Consider the following 26,474-nt stretch of genomic DNA (forward strand, 5'->3'; position numbering starts at 1 on the left):
TGAGGCACGGCTCTGTCAGTTGCGCAGCAACTCGTGGCGGAAGCGTGCTTCCAGCGACGGGATCTCCAGCAGGACTTCCTCATCCTTCCACAGCTCGTAGGAACGAATCATCTCGACGTCCCCGGACATGAACGCCTCATCGAACGGCGCATCGTCATCGATCTCTTCGTGCAGCTCCGAGGTATAGCCCTTGATCCACAGCTTGCGCATGCCGGCACTGACCACGTAGCCGGAGGTGTACTCGGTGCCGGGCAGGCGATCGGGCATCGCGCTGCCCTTGCGCCCCAGGGCGGTGATGGCGATGACCAGGTGAGCCAGCTCATCCATGTCCGGGCAGACCTCCTCATGGAAGGCCGGCCAGAATTCCTCGTCGTCCTCCGAGGCACGCCAGCCCTTGGCATCGTTGACCTGGCTGAGGTCCCTGTAGGGGTGCGAATGGAAGGTGCCGATCAACTCCAGTTGCGGCCAGTATTCGCGGAAGAAATCCCGCTTCATCCGGATCGATTTGAAATCCGGCTGGACCCACTCGGCATGGCGCAATGCCGAGGTTTCCACGGTCGCGACCACCGCGACGAGACGCGCCGGGACACCCTCGCGCACGGGCAACGCATAGCCCCACAGCAGGCCGAAGGTTTCCAGGCGGTCGTTGCCGCGCCCGCGGGCATGGGCCTTGTGGGACACCTCGTAGGCCTCGATCGCCGATGTCAGCAGCTGTGGCACAACGTGGTCTTCAATGATGATCTGGGTGCGCATGGTTTCTCCCTGATGACGGCAACGTCCTGCAAGCGCCTGGGCGCCGGGTTGATCGAAGGGCAGGATGATGGCAGATCGACACTTCCCCAGTCACCCTCACCTTCGCCACTCAGACGTGAGACAACCACGGCAATCCCTCCGGCTTTTTTGCACATCTACCCGGATTTTCTGCGCGTACTCCGCCACGCCACCCCCACCTATACTCGGCCGAAACCGTATCGCCCCCATAACAACAATCCAGGGCCGCCCGCCATGAACGACCGTCATGCTTTCCTCGCCGCGCGCGATTTTCTCCTCGACCACCGTACTGACTACACCACCGCCAGCCGCGATTTCCGCTGGCCGCAACTCGACGAATTCAACTGGGCCCTCGACTACTTCGACGAGATGGCCCGCGGCAACCAGGCCACCGCGCTGTGGATCGTCGAGGAGGACGGCAGCGAGCGCCGCTACAGCTTCGAGGAACTGACGCAGCGCTCCAACCGCGTCGCCAACCATCTGCGCGCCCTTGGCGTGAAGCGCGGCGAGCGGATCCTGCTGATGCTCGGCAACCACATCGCCCTGTGGGAAACCATGCTCGCCGCATTCAAGCTCGGCGCGGTGGTGATCCCAGCCACCGCCCTGCTCACCGCCGACGATCTGCGCGATCGCCTGGAGCGCGGCCAGGTGCGCCACCTGGTGGTCGGCGGCGCGCATCTGGAGAAATTCGCCGGGCTGGCCGACGCCTGCACGCGCATCAGTGTCGGCGCCCAGGCACCGGGCTGGATCGCGCATGAAGCGGCGCACGAGCAGTCCAGCGCGTTCGAGGTCGACGGCACCACCCGCGCCACCGACCCGATGCTGCTGTACTTCACCTCCGGCACCACCTCCAAGCCGAAGATGGTCCTGCACAGCCACCAGAGCTACCCGGTCGGCCACCTGTCGACCATGTACTGGATCGGCCTGCAGCCCGGCGACCTGCACCTGAACATTTCCTCGCCAGGCTGGGCCAAGCACGCCTGGAGCTGCTTCTTCGCGCCGTGGAACGCCGGCGCCTGCATCTTCATCCACAACACCTCGCGCTTCAGCGCCAGCGCCCTGCTGCGCGTACTCGAGCAATACGGCGTGACCAGCCTGTGCGCGCCGCCGACGGTGTGGCGCATGCTGATCCAGGAAGACCTCGCCGCCTGTCGCCCACGCCTGCGCCTGCGCGAGCTGGTCGGTGCCGGCGAGCCGCTCAACCCGGAAATCATCGAGCAGATCCACCACGCCTGGGGCCTTGACCTGCGCGATGGCTTCGGCCAGTCGGAAACCACCGCGCTGGTCGGCAATACCCCCGGCCAGCCGCTCAAGCCCGGCTCCATGGGCCGCCCCCTGCCCGGCTACCAGGTGACCATGCTCGACCCCGACGGCCAGCCGGCCAGCGAGGGCGAAGTGGCCCTGCCGCTGACGGTACGGCCGCTGGGCCTGATGCTGCGCTACGAGGACAGCCCGGAGAAAACCGCGGAGGTCATGCGCGACGGCTACTACCGCACCGGCGATACCGCGCAGATCGACGCCGAGGGCTACATCACCTTCGTCGGGCGCGCCGACGACGTGTTCAAGGCTTCGGACTACCGCATCAGCCCCTTCGAGCTGGAAAGCGCGCTGATCGAACACCCGGCGGTGATGGAAGTGGCCGTGGTGCCCAGCCCCGACCCGGTGCGCCTGGCGGTGCCCAAGGCGTTCCTGATCCTCGCCCACGACCAGCCGGGCAGCGCCGAGCTGGCTCGCGAGATCCTCGCCTTCGCCCGCGACAACCTGGCGCCGTACAAGCGGGTGCGGCGCATCGAGTTCGTCGTCGAACTGCCCAAGACCATTTCCGGCAAGATCCGCCGCGTGGAACTGCGCCAGATGGAAGTGCTGCGGCGCCAGGGCGACGGACGCGGGGAGTGGGAATTCTTCGAGGAAGACTTCACCCAGTCGTCGAACTGAGTCGCCATTCCCGATGTGAAACAGCCACTGTCTCATCCAGAGACAGTGGCTGCGCAGGACACCCGGCAAATCCCCGTGGCGCCGGCGTCTGCGCAACTGGCGCAGGCGTTGCTTGGGCCCCTGTGTGCCACACAACAAGGAAGCCCCCATGCCCGGCCTGCGCAACATACCCATCCGCCACCGTCTCTGGCTGATCCTGCTGACCTCGCTGCTGATCCCGACCGTCCTCGTCGCCCTGATCCTGCGGCAGAACTTCGTCGACCTGCACGCCGCCACGGCGTTGAAAACCCGCCATGTGGTGGAAACCGCCAGCGGCATCCTGCGCTACTACCAGGGCCTGGAAAGCAGCGGCCGCCTCGACCGCGAGCAGGCCCAGCAACAGGCGATCGAGCAGATCCGCGCCCTGCGCTACAACGGCGACGACTATTTCTGGCTGGAAGACCTCGACGCGCGCATGCTCGTGCACCCCAGCCCCACGGTGCAGGGCAAGGTCATGGCCGGCACCCGCGACCCGGACGGTCACCTGCCGTTCGACGAAATGGTCAGCCTGGCCAAGCGCGACGGCGCCGGGGTGGTCGCGTACCGCTGGCCACGTCCCGGCGCCCAGGCACCGGTGCAGAAGGTGTCCTATGTCGAGCTGTTCAAGCCGTGGGGCTGGATCATCGGCTCGGGGATCTACGTCGACGATGTCCAGCAAGCCTTCCAGGCCCAGGCCTGGCGCGCCCTCGGCATCCTCGCGGTGGCGGGCCTGCTGCTCGGCGCGCTGGTCCTGCTGATCGGCCGCAGCATCGCCACGCCGCTGGACGCCGCGGTCGGCGCCATGGCCAACATCGCCAGCGGCGACGCCGACCTGACCCGCCGCCTCGACGAACAATGGCGCGACGAGCTGACTGCCCTCGGTGGTCATTTCAACGCCTTCACCGGCAAGCTGCGCGGGGTCATCCAGCAGTCGCTGGGCACCGCCGGCGCCCTCGACGACGCCTCGCGCGCCCTCGGCAACCTGGCCGGCGATTCGCAGCGCCAGAGCCTGGAGCAATCGCAGCAGATGGAACTGGTCGCCACCGCGGTGCAGGAGCTGTCCTACGCCGTGCAGGAGGTGGCGCGCAACGCCGAGCATGCCGCTAACGAAGTGCGCAACGCCGAAGAGCAGGCGCTGCAGGGCCAGGACACCATCCACGGTGGCCTCAAGCAGGTCGACCTGCTCAACGACACCATCGCCAGGGCGGTCTCGGTGATCCAGTCCCTGGCCCAGGAAAGCAGCCAGATCAGCAGCGTGCTGGAAGTCATCCGCGCCATCGCCGAGCAGACCAACCTGCTCGCCCTCAACGCCGCCATCGAGGCGGCGCGGGCCGGCGAACAGGGCCGTGGTTTCGCCGTGGTCGCCGACGAGGTGCGCCTGCTGGCGCAGCGCACGCAGAGCTCCACCGCGCAGATCCAGGAAATGATCGAACGCCTGCAGCACAACTCGCTGGCCGCGGTACAGGTCATCGACGAAAGCAGCCAGGCCTCGGCGCACACCGTCGAACTGGCGAGCCAGGCGGGTCAGAGCCTGGCGCAGATCACCACATCGATGCGCAACCTGACCGGGCTCAACGCCTCGATCGCCAGTGCCACCCTGGAGCAGTCGCAAGTGGTCGAGAGCATCAACCAGAACGTCACCCAGGCCGCCTCGCTGGCGGACGACAGCGCCCAGGCCGCTGATCAGTCGAGCCAGGCCAGCCGCCAGCTGGAACGCCTGGCCAGCGAGCTGAACCAGTCGCTGCGGCAGTTCAGCGTGTAGCCGGGACGGCGAGGATTTCCTCGACGAAGGCGATGAAGGCGCGGATCCGGCTGGAATCGCGATGGCTCGGCAGGTACAGCGCGTTGATCAGCCCGCTGGCACTGCCGGGACTGACCTCGAAGCCTTCCAGCACCCGGTTCAGGCGGCCCTGGCGGACGTCCTCGGCGACCAGCCAGTCGGCCAGCAGAGCCAGGCCGGCGCCGCCCAGCGCCGCCTCGCGCAGCACATCGGCATTGTTGCTGCGCAGGCGGCCCTGGACCGGGACCTGGAGGCATTCGTCGCCGTCGCGGAAGCTCCAGTGCTGCAACGCCGGCGCGTAGTCGAACAGCAGGCAGGCATGCGCCAGCACGTCGTGGGGCTGGCGCGGCAGGCCGGTGGCTTCCAGGTAATCGGGACTCGCCACCAGCCAGCGCTCGAAGCGGCCGATGGGCTTGCTGACGATATCGTCATTGGTCAGGGCGGAGCCGAGGCGGATGCACAGGTCGACGCTTTCCTGCAGCGGATCGACCATGCGGTCGCTGAGGTTCAGGCTGATCTCCAGCTCCGCATGCCGCGCCAGCAGGCGCCCGAGGTGCGGAGCGATGACGCGCCGGCCGAACTCCACCGGCACGCTGACCCGCAACCGCCCGCGGGCCTCGCTGCCGCGGTCGAACACCGCGGCATCGGCTTCGGCCAGGGCATCGAGGATGGCCACGGCCTTGTCATAGTAGTCCTGGCCGACCAGCGTCGGGCTGCTGTGACGGGTGCTGCGATTGAGCAGCGTGGTGCCCAGCCCGGCTTCCAGGGCGGCGACCTGGCGGGTCACCGACGACGTCGCCACACCGAGTTTGCGCGCCGCGGCGGAGTAGCCACCGCAACGCACGGTTTCGACGAACATGCTCAACGCTTGCAACTTATCCACAACCTGGCTCCCGGCGAATCGATTCCCTGGCCGCCGAGTGTGAACGAAAGCGCCACGCAGTGCTTGCAACGCTGCGCTCAAGCGCGCGGACGGAAGACGAACAGGACCAGGGCCGCCAGCGGCGGCAAGGCCGACATGCAGGCGAACATCTCCCAGCCGAGCCGTTCGTACAGCGGGCTGGCGATCAGCGAGCCGAGGGCGCCGCCGACGAAGATGCTGGTCATGTACACCGCATTGAGCCGCGCCCGGCTGTGGGGGTCGAGGGCGTACACCTCGCGCTGGCCGAGGACCATGTTCAGCTGCACGGCGAAGTCCAGGGCCACCGCGGTGACCACCATCCACAGCCAGCCGGCCCCCTGCAGCGCCCCGGCAAGCAGCGCCAGCGGGGCCAGGACCAGCGCCGCCGCGGTACTGCGCAGGCCATGCCCGGCATCGGCCAGACGCCCGGCGATCGGCGCGGCGATGGCGCCGACCGCACCGACCAGGGCGAACAGCGCCACCTCGGTCTGGCTGAAGCGGTAATGGCGCACCAGCTCGACCGGGGCGATGGTCCAGAAGCTGCTGAAACTGGCGAACAGCAGGCCCTGGTACAGCGAGCGCTCACGCAGCGGCGCATGACGCCGGGCCAGGGCGAACACCGAGGCGATCAGCGCCGGGTAGCTGGCCCGGTGCGCGGGCAGGCGACGCGGCAGGACCAGGCCCATGACCAACGCCATCAGGGTCATCAGGACGGCAGCGCCGAAGAACACTCCGCGCCAGCCGAAGGCTTCGGCCAGGGTGCTGGACAGCGGGCGCGACAGCAGGATGCCCAGCAGCAGGCCGCTCATGATGTTGCCGACCACCCGCCCACGGGAGGCCTCCGGGGCCATGTGCGCGGCCAGCGGCACGAGGATCTGCACCGCCACCGAGGTCAGGCCGATCAGCAGCGAACAGACCAGGAACAGCGACGCGGTGCTGCTCGCCGCCGCCGCGGCCAGGCACAGCGCCGCAGCCAGGGTGAACGCCACCAGCAGGCGGCGATTTTCCAGCAGGTCGGCCAGCGGCACGAGAAACAGCAGGCCGACGGCATAGCCGAACTGGGTCAGCGACACGATCAGGCTGGCACTGGCGCTGGACAGGCCGATGCTCGGCGCGATCAGCTCGATGATCGGCTGGGCGTAATACAGGTTGGCGACCACCGCGCCACAACAGATGGCCAGGAAGATCACCAGGGAACTGGACAGCGCGGGAGTCGCCAGCGCCGAGCGGGACTCGGCGGCGACGGGATTGCCAAGGGACATGGCGGGCCTCATCGAAAGGACTGAACGGGATGGCGCCAGACTAGAGGGTCAGGTGCCGTCCCGGAATCCGTGCGCGAGGCAAAACAGCGGTGCGCGCGGCGCAACGCCGCGCCTCAGTCCATGGTCTTGAGCTTGCGGTACAGCGTCGCGCGACCGATGCCCAGGGCCCGCGCCGCCGCCGACAGATTGCCCTGGCAGGCGTCGATGGCCGCACGGATCGCGCGCTGCTCCGATGCCTGCAGGGTGCCCTCGGGAACCTCCAGCGGCGGCACGCTGAGCGGACGCGCCTGCAGCACTTCCGCGGGCAGGTGGTCGAGGCGGATGATGCCTTCGTCCTCGGCGAACGCCGCCGCCAGCCGCAGCACCTGGTGCAGCTGGCGGATATTGCCCGGCCAGTGGTAGGCCAGCAGCGCCTTCAGCGCCATGCCGTCGAGCGCCGGTGGATGCTGGCCGGAGGTTTCGCCGCGCAACAGGTGCTGGATCAGCCGCGCCAGGTCGCTGCGCTCGCGCAACGCCGGGAGAGCGACACGGAAGCCGTTGATGCGGTAGTAGAGGTCCTCGCGAAAACCCTGCTCGCCGGTGAGCTGCAACAGATCGCGGTGGGTCGCGCAGACCAGGGCGAAATCCACCTCGATCAGGCTGGTACCGCCCAGCCGGCACAGGCTGCGCTCCTGCAGCACGCGCAGCAGGCGGCCCTGCAACTCCATCGGCATGTCGCCGATCTCGTCGAGGAACAGCGTGCCGCGGTGGGCCTGTTCGATCTTGCCCGCGGCGCCGCCCTTGCGGCTGCCGGTGAAGGCGCCCTCGACATGCCCGAACAGCTCCGACTCGATCAGGCTCGCCGGAATCGACGAGCAGTTGATCGCCACGAACGGCCCGGCGGCGCGCGGCCCGCCATCGTGCAGCAGGCGGGCGAAGACTTCCTTGCCGGTGCCGGTCTCGCCATTGAGCAGCACCGGAATGTTCCGCGCGAAGGCTTTGCGCGCCCGCTCCAGCGCTTCACTGACCACCGGGTCTTCCAGGCACGGTCCGCGTTCGGCGACCTCGGCACGACGGCCTTCGAAGGCGATCCGCGACGGCGTGCTCGCGCCCTTGGCCGGCGAGGCCGTGACACAGGCGTGCAACTGGCCGCCGGCGTGGGTCTGCAGGCGGAACGGCACGCTGAGGTCGTAGCGGCGGTAGCACACAGCATGGGCGAAGGGCATGTCGAACAGGTCGGCGAAGTCCATGCCGACCTTCAGTTCGGGGTCGCCGAACAGTTGATGGGCGATACGGTTGGCGCCGCGCAGCTTGCCGCCGGCATCGAAGGCCAGCAGGCCCTCCATGGGCGTGCCGAGGATATCCAGGCGGCAATGCAGGTGCACCAGCAGCACGTCGCCGAGCTGGGTGAACAGGCGCCGCTCGATGGCCCGCGCGGCGATCACCAGCGACTCCAGGGTATACACCGAGGACACCGGCCCCTTGCGGCTGGCATCCAGCACCCCGACGATGCCGCCATCGACGCCGAAGATCGGCGTGGCCATGCAGGTGAAGGCCCGGGCCTCCTCCAGGTAGTGCTCGGGGCCGGCGATCACCACGCTCTCCTTCTCCGCCAGCACACAGCTCGGCGCCGTGGTGCCGACCAGGGTTTCGAGGAATTGCGCGCCCTGGCGGAACACCTGGTTGAGTTCGCGGTTGGCGCTGTTGCATTTGCCGATGGCGTTGAGCACCACGCCGTCCATGTCGATGCAGGCGAGCACCCAGTCGCGCGGGGCCAGGGACGCATGCAACTGCTCCATTTCCGGCCGCGCCGCCTCCAGCAGCGGGCCGCCGTACTCGCGCAGCTCGCGCGGGCGAACCCGCTGCGGGGCCTCGAACAGCACCCGGTCGGCGGGGGAAATACCGTAGCGCAGGGAACGCGCCCAGGAGCGCTCGATCAGTTGCGCATCGAAGGCGCGGCCACGCTCTTCGAAGCTGGGATACACGGAGATACCGCGGGCAGCGGAAGGATCGTCAGGCTTGTTCATGACTCATGCCTCGGGACGGTTGTATCAGTTCGGTACAGCCAGGCGGGGCAAAGACTGTCCCAGACTGAGACACCCGCACCCACCCGCTCGCCAAAGCTGTTCGACCATCACACTTATTGTTATTCAAGCCATTGATATTGAAGGATTTTTTCATAACCTTCAAAACATGGCACAGGTCCTGCTCAAGCTCTTTCCGCGTCCGGGATCTTCCGTGAAGTAAAGGCCGGGACACAGGAAACGATCATAAACAAAAACAATAAGAAGGTGATGACATGTCGAAGAGCGGTACAGCTCGCATGAACCCACTGCGCGCGCCACTGGCCTGCGCCGTTACTCTGCTGGCCGGCATCGTGCCGCCGGCCCATGCCGTTGATGTCGATGCCGGCGACTACACCGCACTGCCGGAAGGCACCAACCTGGGCGTGGTCTACTACCAGCACGCCGAACGCAAATCGCTGTACAGCGACGGTCACAAGGTACCGATCGACGCCCGCCTGGACTCCGACGTCGGCATCCTCCGGGGCGTGCATTTCATGAAGCTCGGTGATTACATCATCGACCCGCAGTTCCTCCTGCCATTCGGCAGCCTGCGCGGCAAGGACGACACCAAGGGCCTGGGCAACGAAAAAGGCACCGGCGACCTGATCCTCGCCTCGACCATCTGGCTGGTGAATGACCCGGCCAAACGCCAGTACTTCGGCATCACCCCCTACGTCTACGCGCCCATCGGCAGCTACGACAAGGACGATGCGCTGAACCTCGGCGAAAACCGCTGGAAGTACGTGCTGCAGGCCGGCTACATCACCGGCCTGACCGAAAAGCTCACCCTCGACCTGGTGGGCGACGTGACCTTCTTCGGCAAGAACGATGACTTCGGCCCCGCTGGCGCCACCCTCAAGCAATCCGCGCAGTACCAGGGCCAGGCGTTCCTGCGCTACAACTTCACCGATCGCTTCGACGTCCGCGCCGGCGTGTCACGCCTGTGGGGCGGCGAGACCAAGGTCAACGGCGTGCGTATGGACGACGAGCCGGAAACCAGCAAATTCACCGTGGGCGCCTCGTACTTCGTCACCCCGGGCACCCAGCTGATGGTCAACTACGGACGCGACATGTCCGTGGAAAACGGCTTCCGTGAAGAAGACCGCATCAACCTGCGGCTGCTGCAGATCTTCTGAGCCATCCTCCGAACGCTTCACCCATAACAATTAGATTCAGGAGTCTCGCGTACATGAACATCGCGCAACCGACCCGTCTTGCCTTAGCCCTGATGCTCGCCCTGCTCGGCCCCGCCGCCCAGGCCGGCAACGTCGACCAGGCCGCCATCGTCGCCAGCAAGAATGACGGCAGCGAATGGCTCAGCCATGGCCGCACCTACGAAGAACAACGCTACAGCCCGCTCAAGCAGATCAGCACGGCCAACGTCGACAAGCTCGGCCTGGCCTGGTCCATCGACCTGGAAAACAACCGCGGCCTGGAAGCCACGCCGCTGTACCACGACGGCGTGCTCTACGCCTCGCTGTCCTGGAGCCGGGCCATCGCCGTGGACGTCGCCACCGGCAAGGTGCTGTGGACCTTCGACCCGCAACTGGCCCGCGACAAGGCCCGCGATGCCTGCTGCGACGCGGTCAACCGCGGCGTCGCGCTGTGGAACGGCAAGGTCTTCATCGGCACCCTCGACGGCCGCCTGATCGCCATCGACGCCAAGACCGGCAAGCAGCTCTGGAGCCAGCAGACCACCGACAACAGCAAGCCCTACACCATCACCGGCGCGCCGCGCGTGGTCAAAGGCAAGGTGATCATCGGCAACGGCGGCGCCGAGTACGGCGTGCGCGGCTACTTCTCCGCCTACGACGCCGAGACCGGCAAGATGGCCTGGCGCTTCTACACCGTGCCGGGCGATCCGGCCAAGCCGCACGAAAACCCGGAACTGGCCGAAGCCGCCAAGACTTGGAAAGGCGACAGCTACTGGAAAGGTGGCGGTGGCGGCACCGTGTGGGACGGCATGGCCTACGACCCGGAACTGGACCTGCTCTACGTCGGCACCGGCAACGGCTCGCCCTGGAACCGTGAAGTGCGCAGCCCTGGCGGCGGCGACAACCTGTACCTGTCGTCGATCCTGGCCATCCGTCCGGACAGCGGCAAGCTGGCCTGGCACTACCAGGTCACCCCTGGCGACACCTGGGACTTCACCGCCACCCAGCAGCTGACCCTGGCCACCCTCGAACTCGACGGCAAGCCGCGCAAGGTGATCATGCAGGCGCCGAAGAACGGCTTCTTCTACGTTCTCGATCGGGAAAGCGGCAAGCTGCTGTCCGCCGAGAAATTCGGCAAGGTGACCTGGGCCGAACGCATCGACCTGAAGACCGGTCGCCCGGTCGAAGCCCCCGGCGCACGCTACGAGGACAAGCCCATCGTGATGTGGCCAAGCCCGTTCGGCGCGCACAACTGGCACTCCATGTCGTACAACCCGGACACCGGCCTGGTCTATATCCCGTACCAGGAAATCCCCGGCGTGTACCGCAACGAGGGCAAGGACTTCGTCCGTCGCAACGGCTTCAACACCGCCTCCGGCTTCTCCGATGCCAGCGATATTCCGCAGTCGGTGGTCGGCGGCGCGCTGCTGGCCTGGGACCCGGTGAAACAGAAGGAAGCCTGGCGCGTACCGCGTCCGACCTACTGGAACGGCGGCACCCTGAGCACCGCCGGCAACCTGGTGTTCCAGGGCACCTCCACCGGCAACCTGGAAGCCTACTCGGCGGACAAGGGCCAGAAGCTCTGGTCGTTCGGCGCCCAGACCGGCCTGATCGCCGCGCCCATGACCTACAGCTACAAGGGTGAGCAGTTCGTGGCAATCATGGCCGGCTGGGGCGGCGTCGCCCCGCTGATCGGCGGCGAAGCGGCCAAGGCACCGGGCGTCGGCAACATCAGCCGCCTGCTGGTGTTCAAGCTCGGCGGTAACGCCAGCCTGCCGCCGATTCCGGAAACCCCGGTGGCCAACAACACGCGCATTCCCCACCCGACCAACGCCAGCGCTGCCGAAATCGAAGAAGGCAAGGGCCTCTACGCCGCCTACTGCTCCGTGTGCCACGGCGTCGGGGCGAGAAGCGGCGGGCTGATCCCCGACCTGCGCAAGACCGACGATGGCCGCCGCGCGCTGTTCCAGCAGATCGTCCGCGACGGCGCCCTGCGCCCGCTGGGCATGCCGGCCTTCGCCGACTCGCTGGATGCCACCCAGGTCGAGCGGATCAAGGCCTATGTCATGACCCGCGAGCTCGAGGACTACAGCGCCGCGCAGCAGACGGCGAAAACGACTCCGTGATGCAACACCGGGCCGGCAATGGCCCACCCACTGCCAATGTGTCATCAACTGCAAAGAGGGCTTCAGCATGATGTGGACCAAACCTGCCTACACCGACCTGCGTCTCGGCTTCGAGGTGACCCTGTACTTCGCCAACCGTTGATGCGACACCCGGCCCGGCGCCGTCCCCCTGGCGGCGCCGGACCGCGATCACCACTCCAAGCCTTTGCCCCGCGCAAGCGGGGCTCTTTTTCAGCGAAGCGCTCCCCGTCATGTACATCCATATTCTCGGCTCGGCCGCCGGTGGCGGATTTCCCCAGTGGAACTGCAATTGCCGCAACTGCCACGGCCTACGCACCGGCCAGGTGCTGGCGCGGGCCCGCACGCAGTCGTCGATCGCCCTGTCCGACGACGGCAAGCAGTGGATCCTGTGCAACGCCTCGCCGGATATCCGTGCCCAGATCGGCGCCTTTCCCGCCCTGCAACCGGCGCGTGGACCACGGGACACGGCGATCGCCGGAATCATCCTGCTGGACAGCCAGATCGACCATTGCACCGGCCTGCTGAGCCTGCGCGAAGGCTGCCCGCACGACGTCTGGTGTACCGACGTGGTGCACCAGGACCTGAACAGCGGCTTCCCCCTGTTTCCCATGCTCTCGCACTGGAATGGCGGACTGCGCCACCAGTCGATCGGCCTGCACGGCGACCCCTTCGAGATCGCCGCCTGCCCGCGCCTGCGCTTTACCGCCATCCCCTTGCGCAGCGCCGCACCACCCTATTCGCCGCACCGCCACGACCCGCAACCGGGTGACAACATCGGCCTGTTCGTCGAGGACCTGCGCAGCGGCGGCAAGCTGTTCTATGCCCCGGGCCTGGGCCAGGTCGACGAGGCCTTGCTGGCCTGGATGCGACGTGCCGACTGCCTGCTGGTGGACGGCACGCTGTGGCAGGAAGACGAAATGCGCCTGTGCGGCGTCGGCGACAAGACCGGGCGCGAGATGGGCCACCTGCCGCAGAGCGGGCCCGGTGGCATGCTCGAAGTCCTCGAACAGTTGCCGGCGCGCCGCAAGGTGCTCATTCACATCAACAACACCAACCCCATCCTCGACCCGGCTTCGCCCGAGCGCGCCGAACTCGATGCCCACGGCATCGAAGTGGCCTGGGACGGCATGCCGATTCACCTCTAGGAGCGCGCCATGTCCAGCGCCATGAGTCCCGCGCAATTCGAACAGGCCCTGCGCGCCAAGGGCGCCTGCTACCACATCCACCATCCCTTCCATGTGGCCATGCACGAAGGCCGCGCCAGCCGCGAGCAGATCCAGGGCTGGGTCGCCAACCGCTTCTACTACCAAGTGAACATTCCGCTGAAGGATGCCGCGATCCTCGCCAACTGCCCGGACCGCGAGGTACGCCGCGAGTGGATCCAGCGCCTGCTCGACCACGACGGCGCCCCCGGCGAGGACGGCGGTATCGAAGCCTGGCTGCGCCTGGCCGAAGCCGTGGGCCTGGAGCGCGACGAGGTGCTCTCGGGTGAGCGGGTGCTGCCCGGCGTGCGTTTCGCCGTGGACGCCTATGTCAACTTCGCCCGCCGCGCCAGTTGGCAGGACGCTGCCGGCAGTTCGCTGACCGAACTGTTCGCCCCGCAGATCCACCAGGCCCGCCTGGACAACTGGCCGCGACACTACCCGTGGATCGAAGTGTCCGGCTACGCCTACTTTCGCGGACGCCTGAGCCAGGCACGGCGGGATGTCGAGCACGGCCTGCGGATCACCCTGGCGCATTGCACCAGCGCCGAAGCCCAGGCGCGCATGCTGGAGATCCTGCAGTTCAAGCTCGACGTACTGTGGAGCCTGCTCGACGCCCTGAGCATGGCCTACGAACTGGACCGCCCGCCGTATCACACGGTGAGCCACGAACGCCTCTGGCATCGAGGATTGAGCGTATGAACAGGCAACGCATACCGCGTCTGCGGCGCGGCTACCGGCTGCAGTTCGAAGCCGCGCAGAACGGCCATGTGCTGCTCTACCCGGAAGGGATGGTGAAACTCAACGGCAGCGCTGCGGCGATCGCCCTGCACCTGGATGGCCTGCGCAGCGTCGCCGCCATCATCGCCGAGCTGGACCGGCAGTACCCGGGCGCCGCGGAACTGGCGCGAGACGTCGACGACTTCATGGTGAGCGCCCATGCACAAGGTTGGATCGAATTCGCCTGAGACCGTCGGGCCGCCCCTGTGGCTGCTCGCCGAACTGACCTGGCGCTGCCCGTTGCAATGCCCGTACTGCTCCAACCCGCTGGACTTCGCCGGGCATGGCAGCGAGCTGTCCACTGCCGAATGGATCGAGGTGTTCCGTCAGGCCCGTGAACTGGGCGCGGCGCAACTGGGCTTTTCCGGCGGCGAGCCGCTGCTGCGCCCGGACCTTGCCGAACTGATCGGCGCGGCGCGCGGGATGGGCTACTACACCAACCTGATCACCTCTGGCATCGGCCTGGACGAGAAGCGCCTGGCGCAGTTCGCCGAGGCCGGGCTCGATCATATCCAGATCAGCTTCCAGGCCGCCGACGCCGAGGTCAACGACATGCTCGCCGGCTCGCGCAAGGCCTTCGCGCACAAGCTGGCGATGGCCCGGGCGGTCAAGGCCCACGGTTATCCGATGGTGCTGAACTTCGTCACCCACCGGCACAACATCGACCAGATCGAACGCATCATCGAACTGTGCATCGCCCTGGAGGCGGACTTCGTCGAACTCGCCACCTGCCAGTTCTACGGCTGGGCGCACCTCAACCGCGCCGGCCTGCTGCCGACCCGCGCGCAGCTGGAGCGCGCCGAGCGCGTCACCAACACCTACCGGGAGCGACTCAAGGCCGAAGGCAACCCGTGCAAGCTGATCTTCGTCGTGCCGGACTACTACGAGGAACGGCCGAAAGCCTGCATGGGCGGCTGGGCCAGCGTGTTTCTCGACATCACCCCGGACGGCACCGCCCTGCCCTGCCACAGCGCGCGGCAACTGCCGGTGCGCTTTCCCAATGTGCGCGAGCACAGCGTGCGGCACATCTGGTACGAGTCGTTCGGTTTCAACCGCTATCGCGGCGATGACTGGATGCCCGAGCCCTGCCGCTCGTGCCCGGAGAAGAGCCAGGATCATGGCGGCTGTCGCTGCCAGGCGTACCTGCTGACCGGCGACGCCGATGCCACCGATCCGGTGTGCGATCGCTCGGCGAACCACGGCATCATTCTCGAAGCGCGGCGCCAGGCAGAAGAGGCGCCGGGGCGCCTGGAGGACCTGCGTTACCGGACGCTCAAGGCGTCGCGGCTCATCGCAGTGGAAAAATGAATGCCGGGGGCCGCGAGACGGCCCCCGGGATTCGACTCAGCGATAACGTTCCAGCCAGTGCGCATAAGGTGCCGGCAGCGTCCAGGACGCCTTGTCCACACCCAGCTCCTTGGCCGCGAAGTAGGCCCAATGAGGATCCGCCAGATGCGCGCGCCCCACCGAGACGATATCCAGCTGCCGCGAGCTCACCGCCTCCTCCGCCAGTTGCGGAGTGCCAAAGCCCCAGGCCGAAGTCACCGGGATACCCGCTTCGTCGCGCACCCGGCGCGACACCTCGCCGAGGAACGCCGGGCCCCACGGGATGTTGGTTTCGGCGATGGTGAAACCGACGCTGACGCTGAGCAGGTCGAGGCCACCGGCCTTGAAGCGGCGGGCCAGTTCGATCGACTCGGCGAGGGTCTGCTCGTCGCGACCGTCGTACTCGATCACGCCGAACCGCGCGGTCAGCGGCAGGTGCTCCGGCCACACTTCACGCACGGCGGCGAGGGTTTCCAGGAGGAAGCGGCTGCGGTTGTCGAAGCTGCCGCCGTAGGCGTCGGTGCGCTGGTTGGAGTGCTCGGAGAAGAAGCTCTGGCCCAGGTAGCCGTGGGCGAAGTGCAGCTCGATCCATTCGAAGCCGGCGTCACGGGCACGGCGGGCGGCGTCGACGAAGTCCTGGCGAACCCGGGCGATATCGTCGAGGGTCATTTCCCGTGGGGTTTTCGGCAGGTGGTGACCGAAGGCAATCGCCGACGGCGCGATGGTCTGCCAGCCGCGTGCATCGCCTTCAGGGATATGGTCGTCGCCGTCCCACGGACGGTTGGCGCTGGCCTTGCGCCCGGCGTGGGCGATCTGGATGCCCGGCACCGAACCGGCCGCCTTGATCGCCTTGACCACCGGCACGACGGCCTGGGCATGGGCGTCGCTCCAGATGCCGGTGCAGTTCGGCGAGATGCGCCCTTCGGGAGCGACCGCGGTGGCTTCCACCACCACCAGCCCGGCACCGCCGCGCGCCATGCCGGCGTAGTGCACCTGGTGCCAGTCGTTGACCAGGCCGTCTTCGGCCATGTACTGGCACATCGGCGGAATGGCGATGCGATTGCGCAGGGTGACGTCTTTGAGGGTGAAGGGTTGGAACAGTGCAGTCATGGGAATACTTCCTACAATCGAGATACGATTGTTCGATAGTATTCGAACTTTGGCATTTAGTGAAGCCTCCGGTATCATTCGAACTATGCGTGCCTACAAACACCCCGAACCTCAAGACTTCGTCCTCGAACGTGTGCTCTATGCGCTGAGCGATCCCGTGCGCATGGAGATCGTCCGTCGTCTGGCCGACGTCGCCGAAGCCAGTTGCGGCGACCTCGACGGCGGCCGGCCGAAGTCGAGCATGTCCCATCACTTCCGCGTGCTGCGCGACGCCGGCCTGGTGCAGACCCGCGCGGTCGGTACCACGCACATGAACTCGCTGCGCACCGACGCCCTGGACGGGCGTTTTCCCGGGTTGATCGGGGCGATTCTGCAGCACACTTGAAAGTCCCCGCTGTCCAGCAGACTCCTGCGGCCAAGCACTCTCCAGACGAGTATCCGGAGAGTGGTGGCAGGAGAGCGGGATGGGGTGTTCAGCGCATGAACGTCAGCGATCGACCCTGTCGATGTACGACTCGAAGAACCAGTCCGGAATATCCTCTGTGCGGTATTCCAGTTGCGTGCCGTCGGTGATTTCCGCAAGCAGTACCGCACTGTCGCCCGAGTTGTCGAAGATATAGGCTCGGTTGCTCGCGGCTACAGCACCGGGAAGCAAGCCCAGCGACTTCGCATACCGTTCGTGCACCTTCTCCGGGGCCACCGGATGGCCTCCCTCGTGGACCCTGATCGTTACCCGGTCCACATTGATGTCGGGGTTTTCCGTAGAGACGAAGTACAGATAGGTCCGGTATCCGCAGGCCCGGGCCTCGCGCATGAAGTCCACCTTGCTCGGGTGGGACATCACCGTTTCGAAGGTGAAACTCGCGCCTTGGTCCAGCAGGTGCTGGCGTATGAAATCCGCAATGACCGAGGCGAAGTAGGAATCTACCTCGATAGCTCGATAGTCGACTTTGTCGCCGACCAAACCCAGTTTGACAGCCTGCTCGGCCAGTCCCTTCTTTCTCAGCAGATAGTGCTGCGCATGAAAGGCCTGAAGTTCTGCGAGATCGACTTCGATGGCAAACGCCGACAGATCGATGAACCCGGTGGCTTTTGCCTGTTTTTCGAGTTCGTCGGCATTGACGTAGGTTTTGATAAGGGCCAGCGGCAGGCTTTCTTTGATCGTGCTTTTGCCGGAACCATTGGGACCGGCGAAAACCCTAAGCCTGGGCATCGGGCGACGTACGCTCGACAAGACGGACGGTGATGACCTCGCCAACCTTGACCTTGCGACGAGGCTTGGCTTTGCCCACTACAACTTTTTCGCCATCCTGGGATACGCGCACCAGATTGCCGGATTCGACGCACAGCACACCTTCGGGACTCGCGGCCAGCGCACGGGTGTAGGCGTTGTGAGTCGCGTTCCAGGCATGCCTGGGGACCTGGCGCTCCAGCGTGTCCAGTTCACGGTCTGTAGGTTGCGATTGGCTCATCGAAGGCCTCCGAGGGAGCAGTGTCTTGGCACCTGTGTGCCGGGATGATAGCGCCGTTGGAAAGGCTTCGACAGATCTTGTGTGCGGATCGCGACGAACGCCGGACATTTTGAGGCTCGAACCTGTCGCATTCCGCCACGAAAATTCACCTATCTCCGACTTTCTTGTAGGCAATTTCCCAAGCATACTCGCCACCCCCGCCTGGTGGTTGCGTCCCCCGGAAACGCTGCCTAATCTCCGCCGGTCGTTGCCAAATCAACGACCCGGATTAGCAGTCCGGCATTGGGAAAACCACCAGCAACCTTTCATGGCGGCTGTGCGTGTGGGCACCTTCGGGTGCGCCGAGTTCCCAATGTTCGGTCTGCTAACCCACGTACAGTCGCCACCCTCGTTTAGCAGCGACGTGTGTCGGCTCCCGCCATCCATTGGGAGTTGCACCATGAAAAAACTCGTCCCCGATCCACCCCCGGTACTCTGCGTCCGTCCCGGCCTGTCGCCTGAAGACGCGCTGCGCAATGTCGACGAACACCTCAAGGGCGCCCTCTGCGCGCTGAACCACCTGCCCCGGCAAGCCCTGCCCAGGCACCAGACCCTGATCAGCGATGCCATCCTCGACCTGAAGATCTGCAAGGCCTTGCTGACGGTGGCGAGGTACCGGACAACGGCGAGCGTGCCGATTCCCTGACCACCCCGTGGGAGCGCGCTCCGTCGCGAAACCTGGATGCACGACGGCCCTGACACTCATACGTCAGGCCCGTCGCACAGCGCTTCGCGACGGCTCGACGCCCCAGGGCGGGCCTGCAACACAGCCACCAGCAGCACCACGCCACCCGCCACCAGCGCCACGACGAATCCCGCCTCCACCCCGCCCCGGTCCACCACCTGTCCCGCCAGCGCCGCGCCCATCGCCACCCCGACATTCAGCCCCGCCAGCAGCCAGGTCATGCCCTCGGTCAGGCGCTGCGGCGGCACACACCGCTCGACCAGCGACATCGCCACGATCATGGTCGGCGCAAAGAACAGACCCGCCACGAACACCGCCAGCGCCAGCCCGCCAATCGACCCGGCCAGCAGCATCGGCAGGGTACTCGCCGCGGTCGCCAGCGCCCCCAGCAGCAACAGGCGCGCCAGAGGCTGGCGCAGTGTCAGCGCACCGAACAGCAACCCCGCCAGGCACGAGCCCAGTGCATAGGCCGCCAGCACCAGGCTCGCCGCCGCCGGCAGGCCAAGTGCGCCGGCGAAGGCGACGCTGACGATGTCCACCGTGCCGACGATCACCCCCATCGCCATCATCAACAGGCTCAGCGTGCGCACCGCGCCAAGGCGCAGCAGCGAACCCCGCGCCGCGCTGTCCAGCGGCGTCAGTGGCGGTTCGCTGCCGCGCTGCACCACCAGCGCGGCGACCCCGAGCGCCAGCAACAAGGCCGCAACCAGCGGTCCGGCCTGGGGGAACAGCCCCACGCACAAACCCACCGACAGCGGCGGCCCGACGATGAAGGTCACCTCATCCAGCACCGTCTCCAGCGAGTACGCCGTCTGCAATTGCGCCTGCCCGCGATAGAGCGCGGTCCAGCGCGCCCGCACCATCGCCGACAGGCTCGGCATGGCGCCGGCGAGCAAGGCGCCGAGCAGCAGGCTCCAGTCGCCCAGGGACCACCAGGTCCCGGCCAGCAACAGCGCCGAGCCGGCGACGCTGACCAACGTAGCCAGCGGCAATACCCTGGCCTGGCCATACCGGTCCACCAGCCGCGAAATCCGCGGCGAGAGCAAGGCGTAGGTCATCACGAAGGCCGCCGCCAGCGCGCCGGCCAGGGCGTAGCTGCCGCGCAACTGGGACACCAGGGTGATGATGCCGATGCCGGTCATCGGCAATGGCAGCCGCGCCAGCAGTCCGGCCAGGGCGAAGCCACGGGCTCCGCGGGCGTTGAACAGGTCTCGGTAAGGGTTGGGCATTGCACACTCCTTGGCAGGTGCGCCGGCCTTGACGGCACCGCGCGGGAAAGATACATACATCGCGTATGTTTAAATCCTATTTACATACGACTCGTATGTAAACCCATCAGAGGAGTAATCGATGGCCCGTCGTACCCGCGCCGAAATGGAAGAAACCCGCACCACCTTGCTCGCGACTGCCCGCCGCGCCTTTGCCGAAACCGGCTACACCGACGCCTCGATGGACGACCTCACCGCCCGGGCCGGGCTGACCCGCGGTGCGCTGTATCACCACTTCGGCGACAAGAAGGGCTTGCTGGCCGCCGTAGTGGCGCAGATCGACGGGGAAATGGATGAGCGGCTGAAAACGATTTCCGATAACGCCAAAAGCCCGTGGCAAGGCTTGCGCGAGCGCTGCCGGGCGTACCTGCGCATGGCGCTGGAGCCGGAGATCCAGCGCATCGTGCTGCGCGATGCGCGGGCGGTGCTGGGGGGCAGCGCGGTGGGCGAGGAGCAGCATTGCATCGCGTCGCTGCAAGGCTTGCTGGAGCAGATCGGGGCTCAGCCGGCAGAGGCACTGGCGCGCCTGATCTACGGCAGCCTCAGCGAGGCGGCGTTCTGGATCGCCGAGGGGGACGAGGGTGAAACGCGCCTGGCGCAGGCCGATGCTGCGTTGAAGGTGCTGCTGCGCGCGGTACGACCCGAGCAGGACTGAAGCAGTTGCTGCCACGCTACCTAGCATTTCTGCCAGCTAGACAACCCGCCGCACGCGCTCAGACTAACGCTCAGGCGGATGGCACATGACCTGTCGGCCCAGGCGAGCCCTTGCGTGACGTTCATGGGCTCGCCCCCTGGCAGCGCTTCTGGCGAAGCGTATCTGCCCAGTCATTCATCCACACGAGCGCAAGGGGATCGAAATGGCAGAGTATTCCTACGTCGCCACCGCAGTGGACAGCAAGAACCCCACCAGATCGGGACTCCTGAGCGCGACCAACCGCCAGGAGGCGGAAAAGCAGGTCAAGGCGTTGTTTGCCTATCCGGTGACGGTCTCCCTGAAGGAGTTCGCCTTTGTTGGATCAGAGGAAATCGAGAAACTCATAGACAGCCAGGACGTGAAGGCCGCACCGGTGGCGGTATCCGCAAACACCCCATCGAAGACGTGACCCAAAACCTCCACGACTAACCCTGCCCCGGTGACCAAGACCGTCACAAGGAGTTGAAGCATGCCGAACTTCGCCTTTACCGCCACAACCACCGATGGCAAACACACCATCATGAAGGCCCAGGTGACCGCGACCGACACCCAGGCCGCGGAAAAAAAGGTCAAGGCCATGTTTTCCCAACCGGTGAGCGTGACCCTGGTGGAACTGCCCCCTTCCAACCTCCTCGAGGTTCCCGAGGGCAGGAACGTCATGGTCCGGGGCGATCATCTTGGCGGCGGCCCCGAATATTGAGCCCCCACCCCGCCGCTGATCCCGCCGTGCAGCGGCTCACTCCGCCGCCGAAAGCCGATACGCCCGGCGACTCGCCGACTGGGCGAAGCACACGAACAACGCCGCCATCAGCGCCAGCGCCATGGGCAAGCCATGGGGCGCAGCGTCCATCGCCGCGCCACTGACCAGCGGCCCGACCAGGCTGCCCACGCCCCACAGCAGACCGACACTGGCGTTCGCCGTGACCAGGTCCTGGCCCTTGAACTGCTGGCCGATCAGCACCAGCGCCAGGGTGTAGACCCCACCGGCCACCGCGCCAAGCACAATCAGCGCCGGCCACAGCAGCCACTGCATCTGGATCAGCCAGGGCAGGGCCAGGCCGATGAGCATCGCCACCACGCCACAGACCAGGTGCAGGGTGGTGCGTTCGCAGCGGTCGGCGAGCCAGCCGATGGGCAACTGGAACAGCATGTCGCCGGTCAGGATCACCGTCACCATCAGCGCCGCCACCCCCACCGCATACGCATGGTGGGTGGCGTAGACCGGCAGCAGCGAAAGAACCACCGCATCGAAGAAGGAGAAGAACAGCACGCCCATGCACAGCGCCGGCGCGACGCGGAAGAAGCCGGCCAGGGAGAAGCTCTTTTCACCCTCCTCGCCATGCTCGACGTGGTCGTTGGGCACGCTCCAGACGATGCAGGCCAGGGCCAGGGCATAGCCCACCGAGACCATCACGATCAGCCACGGCCCCTGGGCACCGAGCAGCGAGAGCATGGCCGGGCCGAGCATCTGGCAGCCGGTGAAGGCAGTGGCGTACAGGGCCATGACCTTGCCGCGGTTGTGCTCCTCGCTCAGTTCGTTGACCCACGACTCCCCCAGGATGATCGCCACGCCCATGCCGATGCCCAGGGCCAGGCGCAGGGCGGCGAGCAGGTAGATCGAGGAGAACGCCCACTCGATCAGGCCGACGCTGAGCGCGCAGACACTGAAACTGAGCAGGTAGATGACACGCCGGGTCAGGTGCCGGCAGCAGGCGTCGACGAGAAACGCCGAGAGCATCATGCCCGCCGCGGGCATGGCCGAAAGCAGGCCGATGCGCAGGCTGCTCGCCCCCGCCTCCAGCAGGCGCAGGGACACCAGCGGCAGGGTCGCGCCCAGGCTGAAACCGATGATGGACACGACGAACAACAGACCACAGAGAAAACGCTTGTTCACAACTCACTCCACAACCGCCGGCGCGCAAGCCGCAGGCTCGCGCGCGGACGCACAGACGCTGAAATCGAAAGAAGACGGACGAGCCAGGACGGCCCGCCAAGGTCAGCCGGCGATGCGGTGTGGCGAGAAGGTGAAGGCGAACAGCACGCTGCGCCGGCGCTTGAGCACGCTGTCCTGCGGCCAGGCACGGCGAAGCACCCGGGCGACGGGCAGCTTGGCGGTGAAGGGACGGACGACGGCGTTCATGTTCGGCTACAGCGAAAAAACAAGAGAGGGGCGGCACTCTAGGCCATGGCTGGCGCGCGCGTCAATCGCCGCGCAGCCGCACAGTGTGGCCGAGGGACCTGATATTTTTGCCAGTAGACGGCCATCACCTCCCGGACTTAAAAACAAGTCTCCATCTCCCCTGCCCTGAAGGCCCGGCCATGGCGACTCACAACAATAACCAAAGCCCCACCGCATTCGATCGCGGCTTCACCCCCGCGGACTACCTGCCGCTACCGTCCGTGGCGCCCCTGGAGCAGTCGACGTTGCTGGCAGATGGCAAGATCCTGACCGCCAGCGTCGATACCGACAGCGGTGAATTCGTCCTCGCCCGGCACCTGAAAAGCGGCTGGCTCGATGACGCTTTCGGCCTCTATGGCGTGCAGCGGATCGCCAGCGATATCGCCCGTAGCGTCACCAGCCTGACCTTGCGCCTGGAGGCGAATGGCCGGGTGGTGGTGCAGGGCCGCCTGAGCGACCGGGTCACCGGGCGCAAGGGCATCTACCTGCTGCGGATCCTGCCGGGCGCGCCGGCGCAACCCTGCCTGGGTGTCGATGCCTTTCTCATCCTGTCGCTGCTGCCCACCGCGAGCACCGCGCCCGATCCGGTCGGTGGTGTCGATGAGTGGACCTGGCTGCGCTGGCCGGCCTGACCGACTCAGTGAGACGGCAGCGCTTCTTCCTGCCCACCCTGGACCAGACGATTGCGCCCCTCCTGCTTGGCCCGGTACAGGGCGAGGTCGGCCACTCGCAACAAGGCGCCGAGGGCCACGCTGTCGTCGGCCTGGTCGGGGTCGTGGCTGGCACTGCCGATGCTCAGGGTCACCCGTTGCAGCGGACTGGCGACATGGGGCAGGTGGGCGTCGAAGACCTGATGGCACAGGTAGCGCGCCACGCAGCGGGCCCCCTGGGCGTCGGTGTCGGGAAGGATCACCGCGAACTCCTCGCCCCCGTAGCGACAGACCTGGTCGCCCGGGCGTTGCAGGGACTGCGCGAGGAGCATGGCGATGCGCCGCAGGCAGTCGTCGCCAGCCTGGTGCCCGTAGTGGTCGTTGAACACCTTGAAGTGATCCACATCCACCATCAGCAGCGACAGCGGCCGCCCCTCGCGGCGAGCGCGAGCCTTCTCCTGCAGCAGCGCCTCGTCGAAGCGCCGGCGATTGGGCAGGCCGGTGAGGAAGTCCTCGCTGGCCAGGGCCTGCAGGCGCGCATTGGCTTCGGCCAGCTGCGCGATGCTCGCGGCCAGGGCCTGGCGCATCAGGCGCTGCTCGGTGATATCGCTGAAGGCCAGGGTCATGCCGAGGATTTCGTTGTCCAGATCGCGCACCGCGCCGATCTGCAACAGGTAGGTGCGCTCGCGCCAGTCCAGTTCGCGATCGGCCAAGGCCTGACCTTGTTCCAGCTCATCCAGGCATTGGCGCAGGTCCAGGTGCGAGGCCGGCAGCAGGCTCGCCAGCGAACGGCCGACCAGTTGCGTGGCCTCGCCCCCGAGCAACTGGCCCAGGGCATGGTTGACGTTGACCAGCACGCCCTGCCGGTCCACCAGCCCCAGCGCCACCGAAGCGGCGGCGTACAGGGCTTCGAGCTGCACCTCGCGGCGATCCAGCGGGCCGATGGCCGGCGTTACGTCGCGGTCGATGCCGCGGTAGCCGGTGAACATGCCCTGGGCGTCGAACACCGGCACACCGCTGGTCTCCAGGACCACCAGACGCCCGTCGGAACGCAGGTTGCGGTTGATCAGCCCGGCGAACGGCCGCTGCTCGGCGACGATCCCGGCGAAGATCGCCCCGACCCGCGCCGCCTCTTCCGCCGGCATGAAATCGAAGGGCGTCTTGCCCAGCACGTCGGCGGGGGCATAGCCGAGCATCTGCCGACTGTGCTCGGAACAGAAGGTGTAGCGGCCCTGGCTGTCGACTTCCCAGAGCCAGTCGGAGTTGTGCGCGATGATCTCGCGCAGGCGCAGGATTTCCTGGCCTTCGGGTAGCGGCTCGGGGTCGGAGGCGTTGGGCATGGGCAGCGACTTCGGCGGACAACCGGATGATTGCAAAGCGCCACGGTACTGGATCGGGGCCCTCACGGGCAAATCCGGCGCAACCTGGCGGATCTGCCTTGATCGCGGGAGCTGCACGGATGGTTTCCGGCTAAGCGGTTGAAACCCCGTAAAATTTTTGAAAAAGAGTGTTGACAGACATCCGTTTCGAGCGAATAATGCGCGCCACTTGGCTACATAGCTCAGTTGGTTAGAGCATAGCATTCATAATGCTGGGGTCCGGGGTTCAAGTCCCTGTGTAGCCACCATACCCCGCCCTGAAGTTGCAGTCTGACTTCAAGGAAAACGAAAAAGCCCGCCTCACGCGGGCTTTTTTGCGTCTGTCGTTTGGCGCCGATCCTGTGCTGCGATTTCAAGGCAACCGCTCAACGCCCACGCGAGGCACGCCGCTCCAGCAGACGCACACCCAGCGACAGCGGATAGCACATCGCGAAGTACATCGCCCCGACCAGGATGTAGATCTCCAGCGGCATGAAGTACACCGAGCTCAGATCCTGCGCGCGCAACATCAGGTCCGGCGCGGCGATCAGCGATGCCACCGAAGTGTCCTTGAGCAACGAGATCGCCACATTGCCGATGGGCGCCAGCACGATGCGGATCGCCTGCGGCAACACCACCCAGCGCAACACCCGGGCCCTGGTCATGCCGATCGCCCGCGCCGCCTCCACCTGGCCCTTCGGCACAGCCTCCAGCCCCGCGCGGTAGATCTCCGCGAGATAGGCGGCAGCGTTCAAGCCCAGGCCGATCATCGCCGCCTGGAACGAACTGAAGTGCACGCCGACCTCGGTCAGGGTGAAGTACACGATGAACAACTGCACCAGCGCCGGTGTACCGCGGAACAGTTCGATGTAGCACAGCGCCGCGCGGCGCAGCGGCCGGCGGCTCGACAAGCGCGCCAGCGCCACCAGCAGCCCCACCAGCAGACCGATCAGCAACGCACCGAACGCCAGGCGCAAAGTGGCCCAGGCCGCCTGCAGAAACTCCACATGAGTCGCCTCCCACAGTTCGCCATACCCCATGTCAATGCTCCCGAAGCACGTTGAGACGCCGCTCGGTCCGCGCGGCCAGGTGCGACAGCACCAGGCTCAGCAACAGATAGATCAACGCCAGCAGGAAGTAGATCAGATTGGTCTGGTAGGTCTCGCTGACCAGCATGCGCGCCTTGAAGGTCAGCTCCGGCACCGCTGCCGCCGAAGCCAGCGAGGTGTCCTTGAGCAGGCCGATGGCGAAGTTGGCCATCCCCGGAATCGCCACCTTGAACGCCTGCGGCAGGACGATGAGGCGCAGGGTCATCGCGCGGGTCATGCCGATCGAGTAACCCGCCTCGCTCTGTCCCCGGTCGATGGTGCGAATGCTCGCCCGAAAGACCTCCGAGAGAATCGCCGCGCCATTCAGGCCGAAGCCGATGATCGCCGCGCCCACCGCCGGCAGGGTGATGCCGATGTAGGTCAGGCCGAAATACAGGATGAACAGCTGGGTCAGAATCGGGACGTTGCGCAACACCTCCAGGTAGGTACTGGCGATCAGGTTCGCCAGGCGGCTGCGCGACAGCCGCATCAGCGCCAGGCAGAACCCCAGCAGCGCGGCGACGACGAATGCGGCCAGGGTCAGGCCGACGGTGGTCAACGCGCCCACGCCCAGCACACCGAGAAAATACTCGAGCATTTGCCCATCCAT

Annotated in this window: 27 protein-coding genes, 1 tRNA gene and 2 pseudogenes; 17 read left to right on the forward strand and 13 right to left on the reverse strand. The window is 66.4% G+C overall.

All coding sequences use genetic code 11. The features are described 5' to 3' along the window. Nucleotides 1–15: 15 nt before the first annotated feature. On the reverse strand, nt 16–753 hold the full coding sequence (locus RTI28_RS05180) for a hypothetical protein (RefSeq protein ID WP_316919436.1): 738 nt from the start codon (nt 751–753) through the stop codon (nt 16–18). 252 nt (nt 754–1,005) lie between these two features. On the opposite strand from RTI28_RS05180, the gene RTI28_RS05185 reads away from it, so the two are divergent. From RTI28_RS05185 to RTI28_RS30255, 3 genes and pseudogenes are all read left to right on the forward strand, one after another. Then, on the forward strand, nt 1,006–2,706 hold the full coding sequence (locus RTI28_RS05185) for an AMP-binding protein (RefSeq protein WP_316919437.1): 1,701 nt from the start codon (nt 1,006–1,008) through the stop codon (nt 2,704–2,706). Nucleotides 2,707–2,854: 148 nt separating this feature from the next. After that, nucleotides 2,855–3,628 (forward strand): annotated as a pseudogene (locus tag RTI28_RS30250) (cache domain-containing protein); the annotation flags it as partial. A gap of 267 nt (nt 3,629–3,895) precedes the next feature. Next, nucleotides 3,896–4,486: pseudogene (locus RTI28_RS30255) on the forward strand (methyl-accepting chemotaxis protein); the annotation flags it as partial. Here RTI28_RS30255 and RTI28_RS05195 read toward each other — a convergent pair. The 3 genes from RTI28_RS05195 to RTI28_RS05205 all read right to left on the reverse strand — a co-directional run bounded on the left by RTI28_RS05195 (nt 4,476) and on the right by RTI28_RS05205 (nt 8,673). Then, nucleotides 4,476–5,387: a LysR family transcriptional regulator gene (locus RTI28_RS05195; RefSeq protein ID WP_316919439.1), complete on the reverse strand. Its 912-nt coding sequence runs from the start codon at nt 5,385–5,387 to the stop codon at nt 4,476–4,478. The pseudogene RTI28_RS30255 and the gene RTI28_RS05195 overlap by 11 nt on opposite strands. A 77-nt stretch (nt 5,388–5,464) precedes the next feature. Continuing rightward, nucleotides 5,465–6,667: an MFS transporter gene (locus RTI28_RS05200; protein WP_316919440.1), complete on the reverse strand. Its 1,203-nt coding sequence runs from the start codon at nt 6,665–6,667 to the stop codon at nt 5,465–5,467. Nucleotides 6,668–6,780: 113 nt separating this feature from the next. Continuing rightward, nucleotides 6,781–8,673 (reverse strand): sigma-54-dependent Fis family transcriptional regulator, encoded by a 1,893-nt coding sequence (locus tag RTI28_RS05205; protein ID WP_316919441.1) that lies wholly within the window; start codon nt 8,671–8,673, stop codon nt 6,781–6,783. Nucleotides 8,674–8,969: 296 nt separating this feature from the next. Here RTI28_RS05205 and RTI28_RS05210 point away from each other — a divergent pair, with 296 nt between their 5' ends. From RTI28_RS05210 to pqqE, 7 genes are all read left to right on the forward strand, one after another. Next, the gene (locus RTI28_RS05210; protein WP_316919442.1) at nt 8,970–9,848 is read left to right on the forward strand and encodes a transporter; all 879 of its coding nucleotides are present in this window, start codon (nt 8,970–8,972) and stop codon (nt 9,846–9,848) included. Between the two features lie 53 nt (nt 9,849–9,901). Further along, complete coding sequence (locus RTI28_RS05215) at nt 9,902–11,992, forward strand: PQQ-dependent dehydrogenase, methanol/ethanol family (protein WP_316919443.1); 2,091 nt, start codon at nt 9,902–9,904, stop codon at nt 11,990–11,992. Between the two features lie 70 nt (nt 11,993–12,062). Next, the gene (gene pqqA / locus RTI28_RS05220; RefSeq protein WP_141137333.1) at nt 12,063–12,134 is read left to right on the forward strand and encodes a pyrroloquinoline quinone precursor peptide PqqA; all 72 of its coding nucleotides are present in this window, start codon (nt 12,063–12,065) and stop codon (nt 12,132–12,134) included. Nucleotides 12,135–12,243: 109 nt separating this feature from the next. After that, nucleotides 12,244–13,158, forward strand: coding sequence for a pyrroloquinoline quinone biosynthesis protein PqqB (gene pqqB, locus RTI28_RS05225; protein ID WP_316919444.1), 915 nt, complete (start codon nt 12,244–12,246; stop codon nt 13,156–13,158). 9 nt (nt 13,159–13,167) lie between these two features. Next, nucleotides 13,168–13,917, forward strand: a complete 750-nt coding sequence (gene pqqC, locus RTI28_RS05230) for a pyrroloquinoline-quinone synthase PqqC (protein WP_316919445.1) — start codon at nt 13,168–13,170, stop codon at nt 13,915–13,917. Then, complete coding sequence (pqqD, locus tag RTI28_RS05235) at nt 13,914–14,183, forward strand: pyrroloquinoline quinone biosynthesis peptide chaperone PqqD (protein ID WP_316919446.1); 270 nt, start codon at nt 13,914–13,916, stop codon at nt 14,181–14,183. Before pqqC ends, pqqD begins: the two co-directional genes overlap by 4 nt. Then, the gene (pqqE, locus tag RTI28_RS05240; RefSeq protein WP_316919447.1) at nt 14,155–15,303 is read left to right on the forward strand and encodes a pyrroloquinoline quinone biosynthesis protein PqqE; all 1,149 of its coding nucleotides are present in this window, start codon (nt 14,155–14,157) and stop codon (nt 15,301–15,303) included. The genes pqqD and pqqE overlap by 29 nt, the downstream gene beginning before the upstream one ends. 36 nt (nt 15,304–15,339) lie before the next feature. On the opposite strand, the gene RTI28_RS05245 is transcribed toward pqqE, so the two are convergent. After that, the gene (locus RTI28_RS05245; protein WP_316919448.1) at nt 15,340–16,431 is read right to left on the reverse strand and encodes an NADH:flavin oxidoreductase/NADH oxidase; all 1,092 of its coding nucleotides are present in this window, start codon (nt 16,429–16,431) and stop codon (nt 15,340–15,342) included. 85 nt (nt 16,432–16,516) lie between these two features. Between RTI28_RS05245 and RTI28_RS05250 the strand changes: the two genes are divergently transcribed. Continuing rightward, entirely contained in the window at nt 16,517–16,816 is a 300-nt protein-coding gene (locus RTI28_RS05250) for an ArsR/SmtB family transcription factor (RefSeq protein WP_401256621.1), read from the forward strand. Nucleotides 16,817–16,918: 102 nt separating this feature from the next. Here RTI28_RS05250 and RTI28_RS05255 read toward each other — a convergent pair whose 3' ends face one another. Beyond that, nucleotides 16,919–17,644, reverse strand: a complete 726-nt coding sequence (locus tag RTI28_RS05255) for a zeta toxin family protein (RefSeq protein WP_043861287.1) — start codon at nt 17,642–17,644, stop codon at nt 16,919–16,921. Beyond that, nucleotides 17,631–17,903 carry a hypothetical protein gene (locus RTI28_RS05260; RefSeq protein WP_316919450.1) on the reverse strand — a complete coding sequence of 91 codons (273 nt, stop codon included), beginning with the start codon at nt 17,901–17,903 and terminating at the stop codon, nt 17,631–17,633. The genes RTI28_RS05255 and RTI28_RS05260 overlap by 14 nt, the downstream gene beginning before the upstream one ends. A gap of 439 nt (nt 17,904–18,342) precedes the next feature. Between RTI28_RS05260 and RTI28_RS05265 the strand changes: the two genes are divergently transcribed. Further along, entirely contained in the window at nt 18,343–18,588 is a 246-nt protein-coding gene (locus RTI28_RS05265; RefSeq protein WP_316919451.1) for a hypothetical protein, read from the forward strand. Between the two features lie 56 nt (nt 18,589–18,644). On the opposite strand, the gene RTI28_RS05270 is transcribed toward RTI28_RS05265, so the two are convergent. Continuing rightward, complete coding sequence (locus RTI28_RS05270; protein ID WP_316919452.1) at nt 18,645–19,856, reverse strand: MFS transporter; 1,212 nt, start codon at nt 19,854–19,856, stop codon at nt 18,645–18,647. A gap of 121 nt (nt 19,857–19,977) precedes the next feature. On the opposite strand from RTI28_RS05270, the gene RTI28_RS05275 reads away from it, so the two are divergent. The 3 genes from RTI28_RS05275 (at nt 19,978) to RTI28_RS05285 (ending at nt 21,289) form a co-directional block, all read left to right on the forward strand. Beyond that, nucleotides 19,978–20,550, forward strand: a complete 573-nt coding sequence (locus RTI28_RS05275) for a TetR/AcrR family transcriptional regulator (protein WP_316919453.1) — start codon at nt 19,978–19,980, stop codon at nt 20,548–20,550. A gap of 202 nt (nt 20,551–20,752) precedes the next feature. Further along, nucleotides 20,753–20,998: a hypothetical protein gene (locus RTI28_RS05280; protein ID WP_316919454.1), complete on the forward strand. Its 246-nt coding sequence runs from the start codon at nt 20,753–20,755 to the stop codon at nt 20,996–20,998. Between the two features lie 60 nt (nt 20,999–21,058). After that, on the forward strand, nt 21,059–21,289 hold the full coding sequence (locus tag RTI28_RS05285) for a hypothetical protein (protein ID WP_316919455.1): 231 nt from the start codon (nt 21,059–21,061) through the stop codon (nt 21,287–21,289). 36 nt (nt 21,290–21,325) lie between these two features. Here the strand turns inward: RTI28_RS05285 and RTI28_RS05290 are convergent, their stop codons facing one another. Next, nucleotides 21,326–22,483 (reverse strand): MFS transporter, encoded by a 1,158-nt coding sequence (locus RTI28_RS05290; RefSeq protein WP_316919456.1) that lies wholly within the window; start codon nt 22,481–22,483, stop codon nt 21,326–21,328. A 102-nt stretch (nt 22,484–22,585) separates the two neighbouring features. Further along, complete coding sequence (locus RTI28_RS05295) at nt 22,586–22,729, reverse strand: hypothetical protein (RefSeq protein ID WP_316919457.1); 144 nt, start codon at nt 22,727–22,729, stop codon at nt 22,586–22,588. 179 nt (nt 22,730–22,908) lie between these two features. Between RTI28_RS05295 and RTI28_RS05300 the strand changes: the two genes are divergently transcribed. Next, nucleotides 22,909–23,400 carry a hypothetical protein gene (locus tag RTI28_RS05300; protein WP_316919458.1) on the forward strand — a complete coding sequence of 164 codons (492 nt, stop codon included), beginning with the start codon at nt 22,909–22,911 and terminating at the stop codon, nt 23,398–23,400. Between the two features lie 5 nt (nt 23,401–23,405). On the opposite strand, the gene RTI28_RS05305 is transcribed toward RTI28_RS05300, so the two are convergent. Continuing rightward, nucleotides 23,406–24,758 carry a diguanylate cyclase gene (locus tag RTI28_RS05305; protein WP_316919459.1) on the reverse strand — a complete coding sequence of 451 codons (1,353 nt, stop codon included), beginning with the start codon at nt 24,756–24,758 and terminating at the stop codon, nt 23,406–23,408. 210 nt (nt 24,759–24,968) lie between these two features. On the opposite strand from RTI28_RS05305, the gene RTI28_RS05310 reads away from it, so the two are divergent. Continuing rightward, nucleotides 24,969–25,045: transfer RNA gene (locus RTI28_RS05310), tRNA-Met, on the forward strand. Between the two features lie 117 nt (nt 25,046–25,162). Here the strand turns inward: RTI28_RS05310 and RTI28_RS05315 are convergent. Both RTI28_RS05315 and RTI28_RS05320 read right to left on the reverse strand, forming a co-directional pair. Beyond that, nucleotides 25,163–25,816, reverse strand: a complete 654-nt coding sequence (locus RTI28_RS05315) for an amino acid ABC transporter permease (RefSeq protein ID WP_316919460.1) — start codon at nt 25,814–25,816, stop codon at nt 25,163–25,165. 1 nt (nt 25,817) lies between these two features. Beyond that, the gene (locus RTI28_RS05320) at nt 25,818–26,474 is read right to left on the reverse strand and encodes an amino acid ABC transporter permease (RefSeq protein ID WP_316919461.1); all 657 of its coding nucleotides are present in this window, start codon (nt 26,472–26,474) and stop codon (nt 25,818–25,820) included.

Source organism: Pseudomonas sp. zfem002 (genome assembly GCF_032621685.1).
Taxonomy (GTDB): Bacteria; Pseudomonadota; Gammaproteobacteria; order Pseudomonadales; family Pseudomonadaceae; genus Aquipseudomonas; species Aquipseudomonas japonica.